This window comes from Pseudogemmatithrix spongiicola (assembly GCF_030623445.1).
Taxonomy (GTDB): domain Bacteria; phylum Gemmatimonadota; class Gemmatimonadetes; order Gemmatimonadales; family Gemmatimonadaceae; genus Pseudogemmatithrix; species Pseudogemmatithrix spongiicola.
The window spans coordinates 1,026,605-1,044,079 of record NZ_CP130613.1; the positions used below are offsets into that span (position 1 = coordinate 1,026,605).

Below are 17,475 nucleotides of genomic sequence, written 5' to 3' on the forward strand. Positions count from 1 at the left end.
AGATGCAGCGACTCATGCTCGCACTGGTGCTCGGTGGTGCGCCTGCGATCGCGTCGGCGCAGGCTGCGTCGTCCGCATGGCGCGTCGTCGTCAGCGACACGGCGGGCTTCACGGTTCCGTACGCAATCGTCGAGGCCAGCCCGGGCGGTCGCCGCGTCGCCGACGCCGAGGGGATCGCCATGTTTCCCCGGCCATCCCACGACTCCGTGTTGGTGCACGTACGCCGCATCGGATTCGCGGTCAGCTCCGGGTGGCTGCGCACGGATACCCCCGCGACCGTGCGGCTCACGCCACTGCCCCGCGCCCTGGAGGCGGTGAACGTCACTGAGCGGCAGAACACCCTCCTCGCGCAGCGCGGGTTCTACGACCGCATGGATCGCGTGCAGCGTGGAGCCATTGTCGGCGAGTTCATCACGCCGGAAGACTTGGACCGGCTGAGTCCGATGACGCTCAGCCGTGCGCTCGTGGAGTCGCGCTATGTGCGCGTGGCGCGGATGGGCGGGCCGAATCCCTCCAACGTGGTGTTCCTCGGGCGGGCCGACTGTGGTTTCACCGTGCTCGTCGATGGATTCCGCGTCGAGTCGCTGCAAGACGACCTGCCGGGCCTGACGTCCATCAACCCTGGCGGTACCCGCCGCGGAGGAAGTCGCCCCAGCGTCGAGGAGCTGGTGAACGGCTCGGCCGTCGCGGCCATCGAGGTCTACCCGAGTGCCGCGAACGCACCGTCCGAGCTTCAGGCCCGCGCCATGGGCGGCCGCGGCAGCTGCGGGATCATCGCGGTCTGGACGGGCGGACGACACTGACGTCGCCGCCCGGCGCGGCATAGGCCGCACCCGCATTGTGTTCGTAGACCAACGCGCCGCCGCTGTGCCCGACGCGATACCCCATCCCCATCAGGACCACGGCGCCCACGACCGTCAGCGCGCGGCCAGCGGTGCCCACGCCGCGCGGCGCGAACCCGACCAGCGTGATGGCCAGTAGGGCGATCGACGCCGCCAAGAAGGCCTCGGCGGACTCCTCGTGCGCTTCGAACGCGGGCTCGGGCACCACCGCCTCAACGCGATCTTCCTGCTGCTCGCCGGTCTCCAAGGCCAACCACGAACTGCCCGCGAGGCCTGCGACGAGCACGGTGGTCATGCCCCACGCCACCAAGGGCCGGCTGCCGCGCCTGATGGCAATCAGCGCGCCAATCGCGAAGATTGGAGCCAGCACCGCGAACACGATCGGGAAGTGGACGACAGCGGGGTGCAGCGGGGTAGGCAGGAACGACATCTGGACCTCCGGGTGGTGCGACGGCCCGGTGCCATCGCGTGGAGGCAGAGTCGCGGATTCGCGCGGCGCGCACCATCCGACAAGTGTCGGATGTGATGCTGCTGCGACACTTGTCGGAGAGTTTCGGAGGTCTGGTGGACCTGGATGAGGAGTCGGGTGACGACCTGAGGCGCGTGCGCCTGATAGTGATTCCCATTCTCAGCGCGGTCGCCGTGCTGGGAACGCTCGACCTCATCTCTGACGCCCCGACGACGTGGAAGTCGATGCACGTGCTGCTCGAGCTCTCGCTGATCGCCGTCAGCGCAGGCGGCGCGATTGCCCTCGCTGCCGGCTGGGGCCGCGCGGCCGACTCGCTGGCCCAGAGCCGCCGCGAGCTGCGCGCCGAACGCGCCGAGGCGGCGGAGTGGCGCGCCAAGGCGGAGTCGGCCCTGCACGGCTTCCGCGCGGCCATCCAGGAGCAGTTCGGCCGCTGGGGGCTCACGCCGGTCGAGCAGGAAGTCGCGATGCTGATCCTGCAGGGGCTGGGCCACAAACAGATTGCGTTCGCCACGAATCGCAGCGAACGCACGGTACGCCAACATGCAGTGGCGGTGTACCAGAAATCTGGACTTGCGGGCCGCGCGGAACTCGCGGCGTTCTTCCTTGAAGGACTGCGGGGCGGCGCCGACTAGCGGCGCGCGCCCATGCCCTTCACGTACACGTCAAACCACGCTGTCCAGCGCGCCCACAAGTCGAGATCGCTCTCGAACGTCGCGACGCTGTGGTCCTCGTACGGGTACATGTAGAGCGCCGAGGTCTTGCCGTGGCCCTGGAGCGCCTGCTGCATCTTGATGGACGACATCGGATGCGTGCCGGCGTTCTGGTCCTCGGTGGCGTGGTAGAGGAGCAGCGCCCCCGAGAGCTGGTCGGCGCGGAGCAATGCCGAGAGGTCGAGGTACATCTCCTGCTCTTCCCAGAAGTTGCGGCGCTCGCTCTGGAAGCCGAAGGGCGTCAGCGTGCGGTTGTACATGCCGTCGCCGGCGATGCCCGCCTTGAAGATGTCCATGCGCGTCATCGCGTTGACGGTGCTGAACGCCCCGTAGCTGTGGCCGCCGAGGCCCACGAGGTCGCGCGCGACGAACCCGGAGTCGACCATCGCATTGACGACGGCGTGCAGGCCCTCGGTGAGGTCGCGGACGTAGTTGTCGTTCATGCGGCCGCTGTCGCCGAAGATCGGGATGTCCGGCGTGATCAGCGCGTAGCCCGCGGCGACCCAGAGTTCCGTCGAGCTCGCCGGCCGCAGCTGCGGCACGGCGGGGAACTGATTGATGTTGACGTTCCACTTCGAGCGCTGGTAGGCGGTCTCGGTAGCGTACTCGCGCGGGTAGAACCAGACGACGCCGGCCTGGCGCGTGCCCGGGCGCCAGTCGCGCGGGAGCACGACGTCCACCCAGATCTTGATGCCGTCGCGCGGGCGCGTGACCTGCACGCGCTTGCGGATGGCGCCCGTGACTTCCGGGCCCACGTCCACGGCCTGCGTGAGCTGCCGCGGGGCACTGCTGCCGTCGCGGAAGAAGGCGTTCTCGATCTGCGTGCGCGACTGCCGCGTGGTGATGAGCTGCGTGTAGTCCGCGTCGAGTGCGGCGACGAAGGTCTCATACACGTCCGCCGGCGAGTCGAGCAGTCGCGTGCGCGCGGCGTCGGCGATGGTGGTGCGGTCGAGCCACGGACGTGGCGCGCGTGTGTGCCAGTCGTTGCCGTAGCGGCGCGTGCCGGAGACGAACACGGCGTTGCCGTCGCGGCTCATCTTCACGCGCAAACCGCCGTCCGCCGTGCGCAGCGTCTCGAGCGCGCCGCCCGTCCCGACGGTGTCCATCTGCGCGCCGCCGCCGAAGCCGCCACCGCCACCGAAGCCACCGCCGCCGCCGGGCAGCGTGACGCCGCGGCCCAGCGGGTACTTCTTGGTGATGTCCGCCAAGCGCACCGCGGCGACTGCAGCGCTGTCATTCACGAAGATCGTATTCGGCTGCGTGCCGAAGGCGGCGTTGGAGAACCGCGCCGAGCCCGCGAAGACCAGCGCCGTATCACTGGCGCCGAAGGGCGCCTTCCAGTGCATCCAGCGCACGCCATTCGCGCGGTTGTCGGCGACCGTGGTGCGGAAGTAGGTGAGGCCGCCATCGGGATGCCACGCGAAGTTGCGACGCGTGGTGTCCGGCGGCTGCGGTCCGCGCGGGGCGTCGTCGTCGATCTCACCCTCGCGCAGCGGCTGCGAGGCCAGCGTGTCGAGCACACGGCCGCTGGCGTCCCACAGTTCCGTCACGGTGCCGAACTGGTTGTGCGGGACGATATACGAGAACGGTTCGACGACGCGCGTCACCCGGAAGTAGCGCGCGTCAGGCGAGGCATCCGCGCTGCGGATCATGCCCGGCGTGCCGATCGTGCGCGTGTTGCCGGTGGCCGCGTCCACGAGGGCGAGCTGGCCCGTCGTGTAGTACTTGTAGAGCGCCTTGTCGTGCGGATCTTCCATGAGCGAGAAGTGCACGCGCTGCGGCTTCTTGGCCGATTCCGTGAAGCGCACCTGCGGGCCATCGGCCACGCCGTTGTGGCCGCGCACCGGCGCCGCGCCGCGATTGGCGGGAAGCTGCACGACGAGCAGCGAGCGTCCGTCCGCGGTCCACGCCGCGCTCGTGACCAGCGTCGCGAGGAGCGCCGTGCGCGTCACGCGCGTCGAGCGGCCCGTGCGCACATCGGCGACGTACACATGCGTCGCGGTCGCCGTGTGGCCCAAGTACGCCAGCTTGCTGCCGTCGGGCGACCACACGGGCTCGCTGACCTTCACGTCCGCCGGCACCTGCAGCGCGCGGGTCTCGCCCGTTCGCGGGTCGGCTAGCGTGAGGCCCGTGTGCTGCGCCGTCTGTAGGGAACGGTTGCGGTTGGCCTGGTGGTCCACCTGCAGGCCGCCGATCCACAGATGCGGCGCGCCGTACTGCGCGATGGCGCCGCGGCCGGGGCCGGTGAGGCGCACGGCATGGCGGCCGTCGGGGCTCAGGGCGTCGAAGCTGATGTCGGTGCGCGGCGCGAGCACCATGCGCTCGATGTTCGCAGCGGGGCGCTGCCAGGTCTCGGCGCGGAGGATGGTCCACGGGTCGCGGTCCTGCGCAACGGCGAGTGCTGGAAGCGCGAGCATCGCAAGCGTTGCGCGACGCAAGGCAGTGTAGGGGCTCATCGGTGTGATGGGGTCGGGTGGAGAGGCAGGACTGCCGCCAACCAAGTGTCTACGCGCGCTCGCCGGTGAGCGCTGGGGCGAGGAATGCCCGCACCGGCGCCGCATCGCAGGCGCCCACCTTGAGCGGTGGGGCGAACAGCCGGTACTCGCCGGCGTGCACGGCCTCGAGATCGAGATTCTCGAGCACGTAGCAGTGCCCACTGAACAGCACATGGTGCACGTCGAGGGTCTTGCTCTCGCGATCGTCCACGCTGGGGCAGTCCACACCCAGCAGTTGCAGGCCATCGGCGACGAGCGCGGCGGCTGTCTCGGGGGCCAGCGCCGGCCACTGCGCAGGGAAGCGCCCAACGGCCGTGCTTCTCCCGGTGCGCAGCAGCAGGCGAGTGGTGCCGGCCTTCCAGCCGCCCTCCTTGAGCTGTGCGAGCGTGATCGCACCCGTCAGGTGCCGCACATCGGCCACCCGCACAGGCCCAATGAATGGCGCGAGCGGCAGGGCGTCGGCGCCGACTCCGCCGCGCAGCACATGCAGCGGCGCATCGGCGTGCGTGCCGACGTGCGGGCTGGTCTCCCACTTCGAGACGTTCACGCTCGCTCCGTCCGCCATCGCCCAGGCCCAGCCGCAGGAAAACGGCGTGTCCCCGGGCCAGGGCGGGGTGCGCGCATCGAACGCGACGGAGATGTCGATCAGCTCCCGCGCGTCCATCGCGATCAGCCGCGCTTGTACAGCCGCGCCCGCACCGCCCACAACTCCGGGAAGAACCGCTGGCCGACCGTCTTCATCAAATACTTGGACCCCAGCGTGCCACCCGTGCCGCCCGTGTCCGGCCCGATGATGCGCTCCACCATCTGCACATGCAGGAAGCGCCAACGTCCGAAGCCCTGCTCGTACGCCAGGAAGGACTCGGCCAGCATGTGCAGCAGCGCGTGCTGCGGCTCGTTGTACACCTGGTCCAACGTGACGCCCTCGCGCTCCAGCAGCTTGAGGTACAGCTCCTGCAGCGTCGGCCGCGCCAAGGCGCGCTGCACCACCGCCGGAATCTCGCCGTGCTCCTTGAGCGCCGCCATGAAATGCGCCTCGCGGAGGCCACTCGTGGCTTCGATCGCGCGGAACTGCGCGCTCTGCGAGCCGCTGGAGCTGCCCAGGTAGCCGCGGAACTGCGCGAAGCGCTGCGGGGGCAGCGTGTCCAGCGCGCTGAGCTCGGTCGAGACGAGTTCGACCAACACGTTCACGCGCTGCATCGACGTCAGCGCGCCGACCGCATCGAAGGCCTCGAGCCGCGCAATCAACTGATCGAACTCGTGCAGGATGACCTTGAACCAGAGCTCGCTGGCTTGGTGCACCACGATGAAGATCAGCTCGTCGGGATGCTCCGGCTGGCTCTGCGGTTTCTGCAGCGCAAGCAGGGACTCGAGCTCGAGGTACGTCGGGTACGAAATCTCGCGGTCGCTCAAAATGTGCTCACGTCGAGCGCGAGGAGGTCGTCCGCGCGCATCGTCTCGTAGGTGAAGAACGGCTCGCCGTACTGTGTGCGGATCAGCGAGCCATAGTGCGCGGCCTGGTGCCGCACGATGTCGTACAGCGGCTCGCCGTTCGGGTAGACCTCACCCGCCCAAGTCGTGCCGTCGAACTGCGAGGCGTAACACTTGATGGCCTCGAGCTTGGTCTCGAACTCCTTCGTGATGTCCACCACGAAGGTCGGCTTCACGTGATCTTCGCGGTACGTGATCGCGTGCAGCACCTTCTTCGGGCGATGCGGCGCCGTGGCGGAGTCGAGCTTGGTGAGACCCGCCAGGAAGCACGCGTCGCGAATCAACTGCGCGGCGACGCGATGGTCGGGGTGCCGGCCCCGCGGCGCCGGTGCGATCACCACCCGCGGCTGCAGCTCGCGGATGCGGATCGCCAATGCGCGGCGAGTCTCCGGCGTGTTCGTGATGCCGGCGTCGGGCAACCCAAGGTTTTCGCGCACGGCAACCCCAAGCACCTCGGCGGCCGCGGCGGCCTCCTGCCCACGCAGTTCAGCCGAGCCACGCGTGCCCATCTCGCCAGCGGTCAGGTCGATGATGCCCGTGCGTTGCCCGCGCCACGCATGCTTCACGAGCACGCCCCCGCAGGTGAGTTCCACATCGTCGCGGTGCGCGGCGATCGCGAGGATGTCGACGGGGGCGCTCATACGTGCAATCTGCCCCCGCCCGATGAGGGGCGAAAGGCCAACCACGCCTTGGCCGTCACCGCCGGGTGCATACTATATGAATGCTCCCGCAACCCTCGCTGCTCACGGCGCGGCTGCAGCTCCGCCCGTTTGTGCCCGCCGACGTCTCGTGGCTGGTCCCGCTCCTCGGCGTGCGCGAAGTCGCGATGCAGACGCTGACCGTTCCGCACCCATACCGCGCCGAAGACGCCGAGCAATTCATCGCACGTCAGGCGGAGCGCTGGGAGGCCGGCAAGGGCGTGACCTGGGCGATTGTCCTCCGTGACGGCGACGAGCCGGCGGGCGCCGTGGGCCTGCAGCTCGTGCCTGCGCATCGTCGGGCCGAGTTGGGCTACTGGGTCAGCCAGCCGCGCTGGGGGCAGGGGATCGCGACGGAGGCCGCGCGCGCCGTCATCGCGCACGGGTTCACCGCGATGGGATGCCACCGCATTGAGGCGTATCACTATCCGGAGAACCCGGCGTCGGGTGCCGTGATGCGCAAGCTCGGCATGCAACACGAGGGACGCGTGCGCGCCATGGTGTGGCGCGACGGCGTCCCTCGGGACAACGAGCGATACGCGATCCTCGCGACAGACCCGCGCCCCTGAGCGCGGGTCCGTCGGCGTTCGGCTTAGCGCGGCGGACGACTACCCTGCGGCGGACGGCCACCAGCCTGCGCGGCGGGCATCGACGCGAGGTTCTCGTCGAACTTGGTCTGCTGGTCGGCGGTCAGGACGTTCCGGATCGCGGCCATCGTCGCCTGCCGCTGCTGCATCATGGCTTGGCGCGTCTCGGGGTTGCGCATGCCGCCGCCCTGCATCATCTCCTGCTGACGGGTGCGCGCCGCCGCCTGGATGGAATCAACCCGCGCCTTCTGCGTGGCCGACAACGTGATGCCCTGGAACAGCATCTCGTTCTGCCGTGCCTGCATCGCGGCCGGATCGCCGCGTCCCTGACCCATCCCGCCCGGCGCGCCTCCCGGCGGACCGCCCGGCGCGCCCTGCTGCGCCGACAAGGGAGCCGCCACGACCAGCGCCGCCACGACCAGGGCCTTCCGCAACGCGAACATCAGTGCCTCCGCATGAGTGTTGGGGTCGATTCTCTCGCCCGGGGTATAAACGTACGGACGCCGGCCCGCGTTAGCTTTGGAGAGCCGGACCCGACCCCACCCGGAGATCCCGATGTCCCGATTCACCCGCGTGCCGCGCCTCATCGGCGCGGCGCTCGTTGCCGTGCCTGCCCTGCTGTCCGCCCAGAACGGCGCCCTTCCCATGAAGCTCGCGCCGCGCCCCACGACGGGGCCCATCACGGTCGCCGACCTGATGACGCGGCTCTATCGCGTCGCCGACGACTCCATGGGTGGCCGCCCCACGGGCTCGGAAGGGCACGTGAAGGTCACGCAGTACATCGCCGACGAACTCCGCCGCTTGGGCCTCCGCCCGGCGGGTGACAACGGCACGTACTTCCAGGACATCGGCATGGAGCGCCGCGGGTTCTCCGCGACGTCCGCGGTGAGCGTCGGCAGTCGCAGCTTCCAGATTGGCGATGACTTCGTGCCGATCCTTGCGCGCGGCGGACGCGCGCGCGCCAGCACTGCGGCCGACATCGTGATCGGTGGTACCCACGGGGATTCCACGACGTGGATCTCCGCCGAGGCCGCGCGCGGAAAGCTCGTCGTGATGCGTCCGAATCCGCGGCGCCTGCAGCTCGACCAGCGCTTCATGGCGTTCGGCCCCGGCTCGCGCTTCGCCGATGCCGCCGCCGTCGTATTGCCCGTCTTGCCGCAGCTCGCCGCGCCGGCACGTCGCCAGCTCGCGCAGCCCTCGCTCGTGATGGGCGGCGGCGCGCGGATGGGGGCCGAGGTGCCGCCCACGCTGTTGGCCTCGCCGGAGATGGCGCAGGCACTGATGGGCGCCGCAGGACAGTCCGCGACGCTCGCCCTGCGCTTCGAGGTCACGCCAGCTCCTGGACGCAACGTCATCGCCGTGCTTTCCGGGCGCGACCCCGCGCTCCGCGGCCAGTACGTCGCGCTTGGCGCGCACACCGACCACGACCCGCTCGTGCCGTACGGCGTCGACCACGACTCCCTGCGCGCGTTCAACCTCGCGCGCGAGCGCATGCTGCGGGAGCTCGGGGAGCGGCGCGCCACGCCGCAGCAGCTCGCGAACATCCGCGTGGACGTCGTGGCGGCGCGGGGCGGGCGACCGGCGCGCACCGATTCCATCAAGAACGGCGCCGATGACGACGGCTCGGGCACGGTGACGCTGCTCGAACTCGCGGAGGCCTTCGCCACCGCGCCGCAGAAGCCGCGGCGCTCGCTGCTCTTCGTGTTCCACGTCGCCGAGGAGATCGGCCTGCTCGGCGCGGACTATTTCACCGAGCATCCGACGGTGCCGCTCGACTCCGTCGTCGCGCAGCTCAACATGGACATGGTCGGCCGCGGTGGCGTGGATGACATCGCCGGCGGCGGGCCCGGGTACCTGCAGCTCGTCGGGTCACGCCGCCTGTCCCGCGAACTCGGTGACCTCGTCGAGGAGGTCAACCGCCGGCAGCCGCAGCCGTTCACGTTCGACTACGGCTTCGACGCCGACGGCCATCCGGAGCGCATCTACTGCCGCTCGGACCACGCGATGTACGCGCGCTACGGCGTTCCCGTGACGTTCTTCCACACCGGCCTGCACCACGACTATCACCAAGTCACGGACGAGCCGCAGTACATCGACTACGAAAAGATGGCGCGCATCGCGACGCTCATCCACGACGTCACGCTGGAACTCGGCAACCGTGCGGAACGCCCGAAGCTGGATGGGCCGAAGCCGGATCCGAACGCCGCGTGCAAGCAGTGATGCGTTAGTCGCGGTAGGGACCGCCGCCCGGTGAGCCGCCGCCCGGTGAGCCGCCGCCCGGGCCGCGGCCCGATCCGCCGCGCCGCCGCCGGCGCTTGCCGGACCCGCTGCGCGCACTGCCCGCGGCGGATGTAGACGACCGACCGTCCCCACCGCTGCGGCCGGAGTCGCCGCGCGGCTGCCCCGCCTGCGCCTTGCGCTCGAGCTTCGCCTTGGCCCGCTCGCGCTCTTCCTTCTTGCGCGCGCGGATCGCCGCGATGCGCTCGGCCAGCGGCACCTCGAAGCGCTCGACCGGCACGTGACCGTAGTCGAAGCCTTCCAGCGTGCGCCGCGGCAACTTCTTGTGGATGGCCTTCTCGATCTGCTTGAGGTCCGCTTCCTCTTCCGGCGAGACGAGCGTGAACGCCTCACCCGTCGCCTCGGCACGCGCCGTGCGGCCCACGCGGTGGATGTAATCCTCCGGCATGTGCGGCACGTCGAAGTTCAGCACGTGCTCGAGCGCCTCGACGTCGATGCCGCGCGCGACGATGTCGGTCGCCACGAGCACGCGGATCTTGCCGTCCTTGAAGTTCGCCAGGGCCTCGGTGCGCTGCGCCTGCGAGCGGTTGCCGTGGATGCGCGCGTTCGGCACGCCGGCCTTGGTCAGGATCTCGGCCAAGCGGTTGGTGCGGTGCTTGGTGCGCGTGAAGCAGATCACGTTGCCGATGACGTTCGCCTTGAGCAGCGCGAGGAAGAGATCGGGCTTGAGCGCCTCCTTCACGGGCCACACGGCCTGCTCGATGCCGGCGGCGGGCTTGGCCACGCGCTCGACGTTGAGGCGCGCCGGATCCTTCAGCATCTGCTTGGAGAGCTCGACGATCGGAGCCGGTAGCGTGGCGCTGAAGAACAGCGTCTGCCGCTGCGACGGGATCTGCCGCAGCACCTGCTTGATCGCGGGCAGGAAGCCCATGTCGAGCATGCGATCGGCCTCGTCGAGGACGAGGATCTCGAGCGCCGAGAAGTCCACGTACTTGCCGGGCTGCCCGAGATGGTCGAGCAAGCGGCCGGGCGTGGCGATGATGACGTCGACCTTGTGGCGGAACGCCGATTCCTGCGGGCCCATGCCGACACCGCCGAAGATGGCGGCGCCACGGAGCGTGGTGTGCTTGGCGAGCTCGGTGAAGTCCGCGTGCACCTGCGCGGCGAGTTCACGCGTGGGGGTGAGGATCAGCGCCCGCGTGGCTTTCTTGTGCGAGGCCAGCAACCGATGCATCAGCGGCAGCAGGAAGCCGCCGGTCTTGCCGGAGCCGGTCTGCGCGCAGGCCAGCACGTCCCGGCCGTCGCGGGCGGGAGGGATGGCGTCGAGTTGGATGGGGGTCGGCTTGATCCAGCCGAGGTCAGCGGTCGCGCGGACGAGCGCCGGCGCGAGATGTAGCGATTCAAACGAGCTCAAACAGTCCAGCCAGCGAAAAGAGAAACGTGCATTTGTGAGTCAGAAAGATAACCCCAATGACCTTGCCACGGAGCTCACTCGTAGCGCAGCGCCTCGATCGGATCCAACCGCGCCGCACGCCGCGCGGGGAGCACGCCGAACACGATCCCGATTGCCACCGAGACGAGCACTGCGACCAGCGTATACGCGAACGGCGGCGACGCATCGATGCCGAGCAGCTTCGTCACCAGCTGCCCGGCACCGAGACCCACCGCGATGCCCACGATGCCACCGATGCCCGTGAGGGTCGCGGCCTCGATGAGGAACTGCACCGCGATGTCGCCGCGCGTCGCGCCCAGCGCCTTGCGGATGCCGATCTCCCGCGTGCGGTCGGTGACGGACACCATCATGATCGCCATGACGCCGATGCCACCCACGAGCAGCGCCACGCTCGCCAGCACGAGCATCACCACGAAGAACACGCCCGTGAGTTGGTTGAAGATCTCCAGGATTTGGTCCTGCGTCACGAGGTCGAACGAGTTCCGTTGCGCCGGCCGCAGCCGCCGGAGCTCACGCAGCGCGATCGTCACGGCCTCCTGCGCGTCGGCCACCGTCACGCCGGCACGCGGCTTCACCGGAATCCAGAGCGCGTTGGTGCGGTCGATCTCGAATTGCGCGTCGAGCAGGCGGAAGGGGATGATCGCCCCGGTCTCCGACCCCTGCGGCGCGAAGATGTTCTCTGGCGGTTGGTAGAGCCCGATCACCTCCATCGGGCGGCTGCCGGCGCGAATCGTCTTGCCGATCGGATTGACGCGGCCGAACAGTTGCCGCGCTTTGGCGTCATCCACCACGACGACGCTCGCGCCGCCCGTCACTTCGGCGCGCGTGAACCAGCGCCCGGCCGTGAGCTCGCCACCCTGGATCATCGTATAGCCCGCGTCGGCGCCGAAGATCGCCGTCGGCTGCGTGCGCTCGCTGCCCACCGACAGCCGCTGCAGCGTCTGGCCCCACAGCGACGCATAGGCCACCTCCGGCAATCGCGCGATGACGGTCGCCTCCTCGAGCGCGAGATCCGGGCGGATGCGCACGTACGCCGGCGGGTTCTGCGGATTGATCGGCGTGCTCGAGTACACCTTGAGCACGTAGAACGTCGTCGGGCCGGCGATCTCCACCGTACGGATGATCTGGCTGCGCAGGCCTTCCACCAGCGACGCCATCGTCATCACCGTCGCCACGCCGATCACCACGCCGAGGATCGTGAGGGCCGAGCGCAGCTTGGCCACGCGGAGGGTGTCCATCGCGATCGCGAGGTTCTCCTTGTACTGCTCGAGCAGCATCCAGAGCCGGCGGAACATCATTCCGCCCGCATCGCGGTGACGGGATCGAGCCGCGCCGCGCGCCGCGCCGGATACACGCCGAAGATCACCCCGATGCCTGCACCGAGACCGAGCGCCACCGCCACCGACCACCACGTGATGCGCGCCGGCAACGGCGACACGGCGGAGACCAAGAACGCGAAGGTCCAGCCCGCCAGCACGCCGATCACGCCTCCCAGCGCCGAGAGCATGACCGTCTCGACCAAGAACTGCCGTTCGATATCCCGCGCCCGCGCGCCCACCGCCTTGCGGATGCCGATCTCCCGCGTCCGCTCGTTCACGGCCATCAGCATGATGTTCATGATCACGATGCCGCCGACGACGATGCCGATCGCCACGACCGCCGGGATCACCGCGAACAGGATGCGCGTGAGATTCTTCCAGAAACTCACCAACGCGTCTGACGTCTCGATCGAGAAGTCGTTCTCCTCGCCGGGCCGCAGGCGGTGCGCGAGCCGCATCGCCTCCTCGGCGCGCGCCATCATCGCGCCCACGTCCGCGGTGTCCGACACCTTGACGGAGATCGTCGTCGTCAGCCGCCGCCCGTACTGCATCTCGAAGCGCGTGATCGGCAGCAGGACATAGGCATCGAAGCTCTGGCCGAGCACGCGGCCCTTCGGCGCGTTCACGCCGACCACCGTGTAGCGCTGGCCAGCGATGCGCACCTCCTGGCCGATCGGATCCACCGTCTCGAACAGCTTCTCCGCCAGTTCCGTGCCGAGCACCGTCACGGCCATGCGCTGCGACACGTCGACGTCGGAGATGGGTCGGCCCTTCTGGACCGAGTAGTCCTGCACGACCTGGTACTCTGACGTGATGCCGAACACGAAGATCCCGCCCACGCTGCGGCCCCGCCAGAGCACTTCGGTGATCGGCGTCGGCCAGCCGGACTGGCGTGACACCGCGATGGCATCGGGCAGCGCCGCGCGCACGACCTCGGCGTCCTGCGGCGACACGCGCGGGCGCTTGCGGATGCGCGACATCAACTCGTCGTCGATCAAGCCGACTTGGATCGGCGTACGGCGCACCTGGAACGCGTTCGTGCCGACCATCGCGTCGGCGATGTTCTCCTTCACGTAGGCGTTCATGCCTTGGATGATCGCGACCACGGCGATCAGGAACGCCACGGATACGATGATGCCGAGCAGCGTGAAGAATGTCCGCAGGGGATTGCCGCGGATCTGCGCGAAGGCGATGCCGATGACGTCGCGGTACTGCACGACCGGAAACCTAGCGGGGACCGCGGCCCGGCGGTGTCGGCGTTTCCAGCAGTTCCGCCACGCGACGCATGAGGTCGTCGGTGCTGAATGGCTTGGCGATGAACGCCGCGTCCCGGAGATCGCCGTCGGGCAGCACTGCCGAGGAGGTGTAGCCGGACATGAACAGCACCGGGATGCCCGGCACGCGGCGCCGCATCTCGCGGGCCAGCTCGACGCCGCCGAGCCGCGGCATGACGACGTCCGTCACGAGGAGGACGGGCGGGTCGTCGCTGGCGTCCATCGCCGAGAGCGCGGCGACGCCGTCTTCACCGGCAAGGACGCGGAATCCGCGCGCGGCGAGCATGCGGCTGACGAGAGCCCGGATCGACGGTTCGTCTTCCGCCACCAGCACGACGCTCCCGAGGCCCGTCACCGCCCCGCTGCCACGCGACGGCGAGCTTCGCTCGCTCCCGGCGGGCAGGCGAATCGTGAACGTGGTGCCCTCGCCCGGCGCGCTGACTACGCGGATCGTGCCGCCGGCGTTCTCAACGATGCCATGACACACCGCGAGCCCCAGACCCGTGCCTTGTCCGACACTCTTGGTGGTGAAGAACGGCTCGAACACCCGCTCGAGCGTCTCGCGGTCCATGCCGACCCCCGAGTCCTGGACCACCAGCTCGACGCTCGGCTCTGTCGGCGTCGGCTCCCCGGCCGACGGGTCGCCGGCCTCGAGGCGTCGCGCCCGCAGCGTCACCGTGCCACCCGGCGCCGTGGCGTCGCGGGCGTTCACTACGAGGTTCACGAGCAGCTGTTCGAGCTGGCCGGCGCCGAGGCGCACCGTGCCGAGGTCCGGCTGGACCTCGAGCACCAGCGTCCGCTCCGCCCCGACGAGTCGGCGCAACATGGCCTCCGACTCGGCGATGCGCGGCGCGACGTGCACCGCGCGCGTCTCGAGCATCTGCCGACGGGCGAACGTGAGCAGCTGTCGCGTGAGGTCGGCGGCGCGCAGCGCCGCGTGCTCCGCCTCCGCCAGCGCGACGTCCATCGGCGATCCTTTCTCGAGATCCGCGCGCGTCGCCTCCAGGTTGCCGAGGATGGCCGTGAGCAGGTTGTTGAAGTCGTGGGCCACGCCACCCGCGAGCTGCCCGAGCGAGTCGATGCGCTGCGCCCGCTCGAGCGCTCGCTCGAGGCGCCGCCGCTCCTCGGCCTCGAAGGCGCGCGTCGCCACGTCCGCGACGGCGGCGATGAACGTGAGCTCCTCAGCCGTGTAGCCGCTCTCGCGCCGGACGATGACGAGCACCGCCGCCTCGCGCGGGTTCGCGCGCAGCGTCGTGCTGTAGGCGGCGGGATCCGCGAGCACCTCGTCGAGCGCGATCGGATGCGGGAGCGAGCCGCTGCCCGCGTCGAAGGCCGCGATGGTCGCCGCGCGCTCGCCGGTCCCTCGCCAGACGCCGCAGAAGTCGGCCTCGAGCGCCTCCGCCGTCATGCGCACCAGCGGTTTGAAGGCGCGGACGACATCGCCGTTCGCGACCTGACTGGCCTCGGTCTGCAGGAAGCTGCGCAACCGCGCATCGAGGGCGCGGACCTGCTGGCGCAGGCGCGCATCCTCGGCCACCAGGATGATCACCTCGGCGTCGGCATCCGTCGCCGACTGCAGCGTGAGCTCGGTCGCGCGCAAGGTGCCGTCGCGCCGCCGCAGCCACGCCGACAGGTGCACCCGCGGCGTGCTGTGCGAGCGGAGTTCGGCGACCAACGCGTCGAGGCGCTCCGGCGGAATGCCCGTGAGCAACGCGTCGAGCGCCAGGTCGCGGATGGACGATGCATCATACCCCAGCCCCTCACGCGCGCCACGGTTCGCCTGCAAGAGCCTGCGCGAGCGCGCGTCGAACACGAAGATCTCGTTGGCCGATTCGTCGAGGATGCGGCCAAAGCGCTCCGTCAGGCTTTCGCGCCGGCGTGATTCCTCGGCGGCGCGCTCGCGCAGCACCACGGTCATCGCGTTCAGGTGGCGCGCCAGACGCCCGAGCTCGTCGGAGTACCGCACCGCAACCTCGGTATCGAGGTCACCCCCCGCAACGCGCTGGACGGCCTGTTCCATCTCGCGCACCGGCAGGTAGAGGCGTCGACGCGTCAGCCACGCGCCGATGCCGAACAGCAGCAAGCCCACCGCACCCCAGGCGATCGTCCAGCGCTGCAGGCGCTCGACTTGGGTGAGGAGCCGCTCTTGTTGGGCGAGCACCCCGGCCACGGCCTCGCGTTGGGCGAGCGACAGCACGCGCGTGGCCGAGTCGGAGATGACGCCGGAGCGCCGCAGCGATTCGATGGCGCGCTGCGTCTCGCCGATGGCGATGGCGCGTTCGGCGTCGAGCAACTGCACGGCGATGGCCGACTCCAACTCGGCGGCATCGGCGAGCAGGAGCCGCATCTCGATCGGCACATCCGAGCGTTCGACCGCCGCCCGGATCACGGCGCCGCGATCGAGCAAGGCCAGCACCGTGTCCCGCACCTCCGCGGGGTCCGGCCTCGGTGCGCCAGGCACGAACGGCGGCGCCAGTCGCGAGAGGTCGCGTCGCGCGCCCTGGAGGCGCGCGAGATTGTCGTGAATGCGGTCGTGGTCGGCCAGCACGTCGCGGGCGCGGCCGCGGACGTCCACGGCCGCCGGCACCAGCACCCCGATCACCTGTACGGCGAGTACCGCGACATACGCCAGGCTCAACGTGGCCGCGACGAGCAGGAGGCTGCGCAGGGAGAGCGCGCGGCGCGGCGTCGGCGTCATGGCCCGCGCAGCAGCGTCGAGCCGTCGGCGGTGACCCGCGTCATGTACAGCGGGCGCGCCGCCCCCGCCGCGAAGCTCACCGGCCCGATGATGCCCTCGAACGCCGGCCGCCCCGATCCGATGTCCCGCACGTAGGCCATCACCTCCGTACGGGTGCGCGCGCCACTCCGGATCGCTGCCGCGGCGATCCGCGCTGCGTCGACGAACACGGCATCGCCGTGCCGCGGCAGGCGGCCGGTGGTGGCGCGGAAGGCCGTCACGAAGTCCTGCGATGCACGGCCCGGCAGCGACGGGTGCCAGAACGCCACGAGATACGTGCCGTTCGCGGCGTCGCCGGCGATCGCGCGGAACGCACGGTCGAGATACACGCCGTCGCCGGCGATGATCACGAGGTCTGGCCAACGGCTGCGCAAGGCGCGCGTGAAGCAGGCCGCCTCTTCCGTGCGTTGGGCCAGCGCCACGGCATCCGGCTTGCCGCTGCGCGCCAGGCCGGCGACCAAGTCGTCGTAGTACGCCCGGCCCGCCGCATCGCCACAGGATTGCAGCAGGCGCACCGGCGTCCGTTCAAGCAGCGCGAGACCGCGTCGCGTCGCTGCAGCCACGATGCCCGCCGCGAGGCCAATGCCGTACTCGTCGGGCACGTGGTAGACGGCAATCGATCGAGCCCCGAGCGCCGAGTCCGCGAACGTGGCGATGAACGCCCCCTGCACGGAGTCGTTCGCCGCCATCCGGAACAGATGGTCCCCGGAGTAGTCGAGCAACTGGCTCGTCGCCGTCGGGATCACCACGGGCATCCCCGCCTCGGCGTAGATCGGCGCGACCTGCAGCACCTCACGGCTGCCGCCCGGCCCCACGACGACCAGCACGTCGGGATTGTCCGAGAGCACCTGTGCGCGGCGCACTTCGGCCGCCATCGGCGAGGCACCGAACGCCTGCCAGCCGCCGTCGCGCGACGCGAGGACGCGGATCCGCGGCGTTCGGCCGGCGCCCGCCTCTGCATCGACCTGCTGCTGGACGAACGTCTCGAGGACGTCGTCGCCCCAGTTGTACGTGAAGCCGATGGCGGGCGCCTCGGGCCCGCGCGCGCAGGCCGCGAGGCTTCCGATGGTTCCGAGGGCAAAGAAAGCGAGAACCGCGCGCGAGACCCGCATGGCTGAACAATGCACCGCTGCGCGCCGCCCCGTGAGGGGCGGGGGACCGC

15 protein-coding genes are annotated in these 17,475 nt (G+C 70.1%); 4 read left to right on the top strand and 11 right to left on the bottom strand.

Going from position 1 to position 17,475, the window contains the following annotated elements; all coding sequences use genetic code 11:
• Positions 1-2: 2 nt before the first annotated feature.
• Entirely contained in the window at positions 3-803 is an 801-nt protein-coding gene (locus Strain318_RS04605) for a hypothetical protein (protein ID WP_367887358.1), read from the top strand.
• On the opposite strand, the gene Strain318_RS04610 is transcribed toward Strain318_RS04605, so the two are convergent.
• Positions 772-1,272 carry a DUF2231 domain-containing protein gene (locus Strain318_RS04610; RefSeq protein WP_367887359.1) on the bottom strand — a complete coding sequence of 167 codons (501 nt, stop codon included), beginning with the start codon at positions 1,270-1,272 and terminating at the stop codon, positions 772-774. The genes Strain318_RS04605 and Strain318_RS04610 overlap by 32 nt on opposite strands.
• A gap of 185 nt (positions 1,273-1,457) precedes the next feature.
• Between Strain318_RS04610 and Strain318_RS04615 the strand changes: the two genes are divergently transcribed.
• Complete coding sequence (locus tag Strain318_RS04615; RefSeq protein WP_367887360.1) at positions 1,458-1,943, top strand: helix-turn-helix transcriptional regulator; 486 nt, start codon at positions 1,458-1,460, stop codon at positions 1,941-1,943.
• On the opposite strand, the gene Strain318_RS04620 is transcribed toward Strain318_RS04615, so the two are convergent.
• The 4 genes from Strain318_RS04620 to bshB1 all read right to left on the bottom strand — a co-directional run bounded on the left by Strain318_RS04620 (position 1,940) and on the right by bshB1 (position 6,648).
• Positions 1,940-4,438 carry a prolyl oligopeptidase family serine peptidase gene (locus Strain318_RS04620; protein WP_367887361.1) on the bottom strand — a complete coding sequence of 833 codons (2,499 nt, stop codon included), beginning with the start codon at positions 4,436-4,438 and terminating at the stop codon, positions 1,940-1,942. The two genes, Strain318_RS04615 and Strain318_RS04620, sit on opposite strands and share 4 nt — an antisense overlap.
• Positions 4,439-4,526: 88 nt before the next feature.
• Positions 4,527-5,180, bottom strand: a complete 654-nt coding sequence (locus tag Strain318_RS04625; RefSeq protein ID WP_367887362.1) for a cyclase family protein — start codon at positions 5,178-5,180, stop codon at positions 4,527-4,529.
• Between the two features lie 5 nt (positions 5,181-5,185).
• Positions 5,186-5,929, bottom strand: a complete 744-nt coding sequence (locus Strain318_RS04630) for a tryptophan 2,3-dioxygenase family protein (RefSeq protein ID WP_367887363.1) — start codon at positions 5,927-5,929, stop codon at positions 5,186-5,188.
• Positions 5,926-6,648 carry a bacillithiol biosynthesis deacetylase BshB1 gene (gene bshB1, locus Strain318_RS04635; RefSeq protein ID WP_367887364.1) on the bottom strand — a complete coding sequence of 241 codons (723 nt, stop codon included), beginning with the start codon at positions 6,646-6,648 and terminating at the stop codon, positions 5,926-5,928. Before bshB1 ends, Strain318_RS04630 begins: the two co-directional genes overlap by 4 nt.
• Before the next feature lie 80 nt (positions 6,649-6,728).
• Between bshB1 and Strain318_RS04640 the strand changes: the two genes are divergently transcribed.
• Positions 6,729-7,274 (top strand): GNAT family N-acetyltransferase, encoded by a 546-nt coding sequence (locus tag Strain318_RS04640; protein WP_367887365.1) that lies wholly within the window; start codon positions 6,729-6,731, stop codon positions 7,272-7,274.
• Between the two features lie 23 nt (positions 7,275-7,297).
• On the opposite strand, the gene Strain318_RS04645 is transcribed toward Strain318_RS04640, so the two are convergent.
• Positions 7,298-7,735: a hypothetical protein gene (locus Strain318_RS04645; protein ID WP_367887366.1), complete on the bottom strand. Its 438-nt coding sequence runs from the start codon at positions 7,733-7,735 to the stop codon at positions 7,298-7,300.
• Positions 7,736-7,847: 112 nt separating this feature from the next.
• Here Strain318_RS04645 and Strain318_RS04650 point away from each other — a divergent pair, with 112 nt between their 5' ends.
• Positions 7,848-9,512, top strand: coding sequence for a M20/M25/M40 family metallo-hydrolase (locus tag Strain318_RS04650; RefSeq protein WP_367887367.1), 1,665 nt, complete (start codon positions 7,848-7,850; stop codon positions 9,510-9,512).
• Between the two features lie 4 nt (positions 9,513-9,516).
• Here Strain318_RS04650 and Strain318_RS04655 read toward each other — a convergent pair whose 3' ends face one another.
• From Strain318_RS04655 to Strain318_RS04675, 5 genes are all read right to left on the bottom strand, one after another.
• Positions 9,517-10,944 (bottom strand): DEAD/DEAH box helicase, encoded by a 1,428-nt coding sequence (locus Strain318_RS04655; protein WP_367887368.1) that lies wholly within the window; start codon positions 10,942-10,944, stop codon positions 9,517-9,519.
• 74 nt (positions 10,945-11,018) lie between these two features.
• Positions 11,019-12,281 carry an ABC transporter permease gene (locus tag Strain318_RS04660; protein WP_367887369.1) on the bottom strand — a complete coding sequence of 421 codons (1,263 nt, stop codon included), beginning with the start codon at positions 12,279-12,281 and terminating at the stop codon, positions 11,019-11,021.
• Positions 12,278-13,519, bottom strand: coding sequence for an ABC transporter permease (locus tag Strain318_RS04665; protein WP_367887370.1), 1,242 nt, complete (start codon positions 13,517-13,519; stop codon positions 12,278-12,280). The genes Strain318_RS04660 and Strain318_RS04665 overlap by 4 nt, the downstream gene beginning before the upstream one ends.
• 10 nt (positions 13,520-13,529) lie before the next feature.
• Positions 13,530-16,274, bottom strand: a complete 2,745-nt coding sequence (locus Strain318_RS04670; protein WP_367887371.1) for an ATP-binding protein — start codon at positions 16,272-16,274, stop codon at positions 13,530-13,532.
• Positions 16,271-17,425, bottom strand: coding sequence for an ABC transporter substrate-binding protein (locus Strain318_RS04675; protein ID WP_367887372.1), 1,155 nt, complete (start codon positions 17,423-17,425; stop codon positions 16,271-16,273). Before Strain318_RS04675 ends, Strain318_RS04670 begins: the two co-directional genes overlap by 4 nt.
• Between the last annotated feature and the right edge of the window lie 50 nt (positions 17,426-17,475).

Bases quoted from the DNA above. Each gene is read 5' to 3' on its own strand.
- Strain318_RS04625 (WP_367887362.1), bottom strand. From the start codon at position 5,180: ATGGACGCGCGGGAGCTGATCGACATCTCCGTCGCGTTCGATGCGCGC.
- Strain318_RS04675 (WP_367887372.1), bottom strand. From the start codon at position 17,425: ATGCGGGTCTCGCGCGCGGTTCTCGCTTTCTTTGCCCTCGGAACCATC.
- Strain318_RS04610 (WP_367887359.1), bottom strand. From the start codon at position 1,272: ATGTCGTTCCTGCCTACCCCGCTGCACCCCGCTGTCGTCCACTTCCCG.
- Strain318_RS04670 (WP_367887371.1), bottom strand. From the start codon at position 16,274: ATGACGCCGACGCCGCGCCGCGCGCTCTCCCTGCGCAGCCTCCTGCTC.
- Strain318_RS04650 (WP_367887367.1), top strand. From the start codon at position 7,848: ATGTCCCGATTCACCCGCGTGCCGCGCCTCATCGGCGCGGCGCTCGTT.
- Strain318_RS04640 (WP_367887365.1), top strand. From the start codon at position 6,729: ATGCTCCCGCAACCCTCGCTGCTCACGGCGCGGCTGCAGCTCCGCCCG.
- Strain318_RS04605 (WP_367887358.1), top strand. From the start codon at position 3: ATGCAGCGACTCATGCTCGCACTGGTGCTCGGTGGTGCGCCTGCGATC.
- bshB1 (WP_367887364.1), bottom strand. From the start codon at position 6,648: ATGAGCGCCCCCGTCGACATCCTCGCGATCGCCGCGCACCGCGACGAT.
- Strain318_RS04620 (WP_367887361.1), bottom strand. From the start codon at position 4,438: ATGCTCGCGCTTCCAGCACTCGCCGTTGCGCAGGACCGCGACCCGTGG.
- Strain318_RS04645 (WP_367887366.1), bottom strand. From the start codon at position 7,735: ATGTTCGCGTTGCGGAAGGCCCTGGTCGTGGCGGCGCTGGTCGTGGCG.
- Strain318_RS04660 (WP_367887369.1), bottom strand. From the start codon at position 12,281: ATGATGTTCCGCCGGCTCTGGATGCTGCTCGAGCAGTACAAGGAGAAC.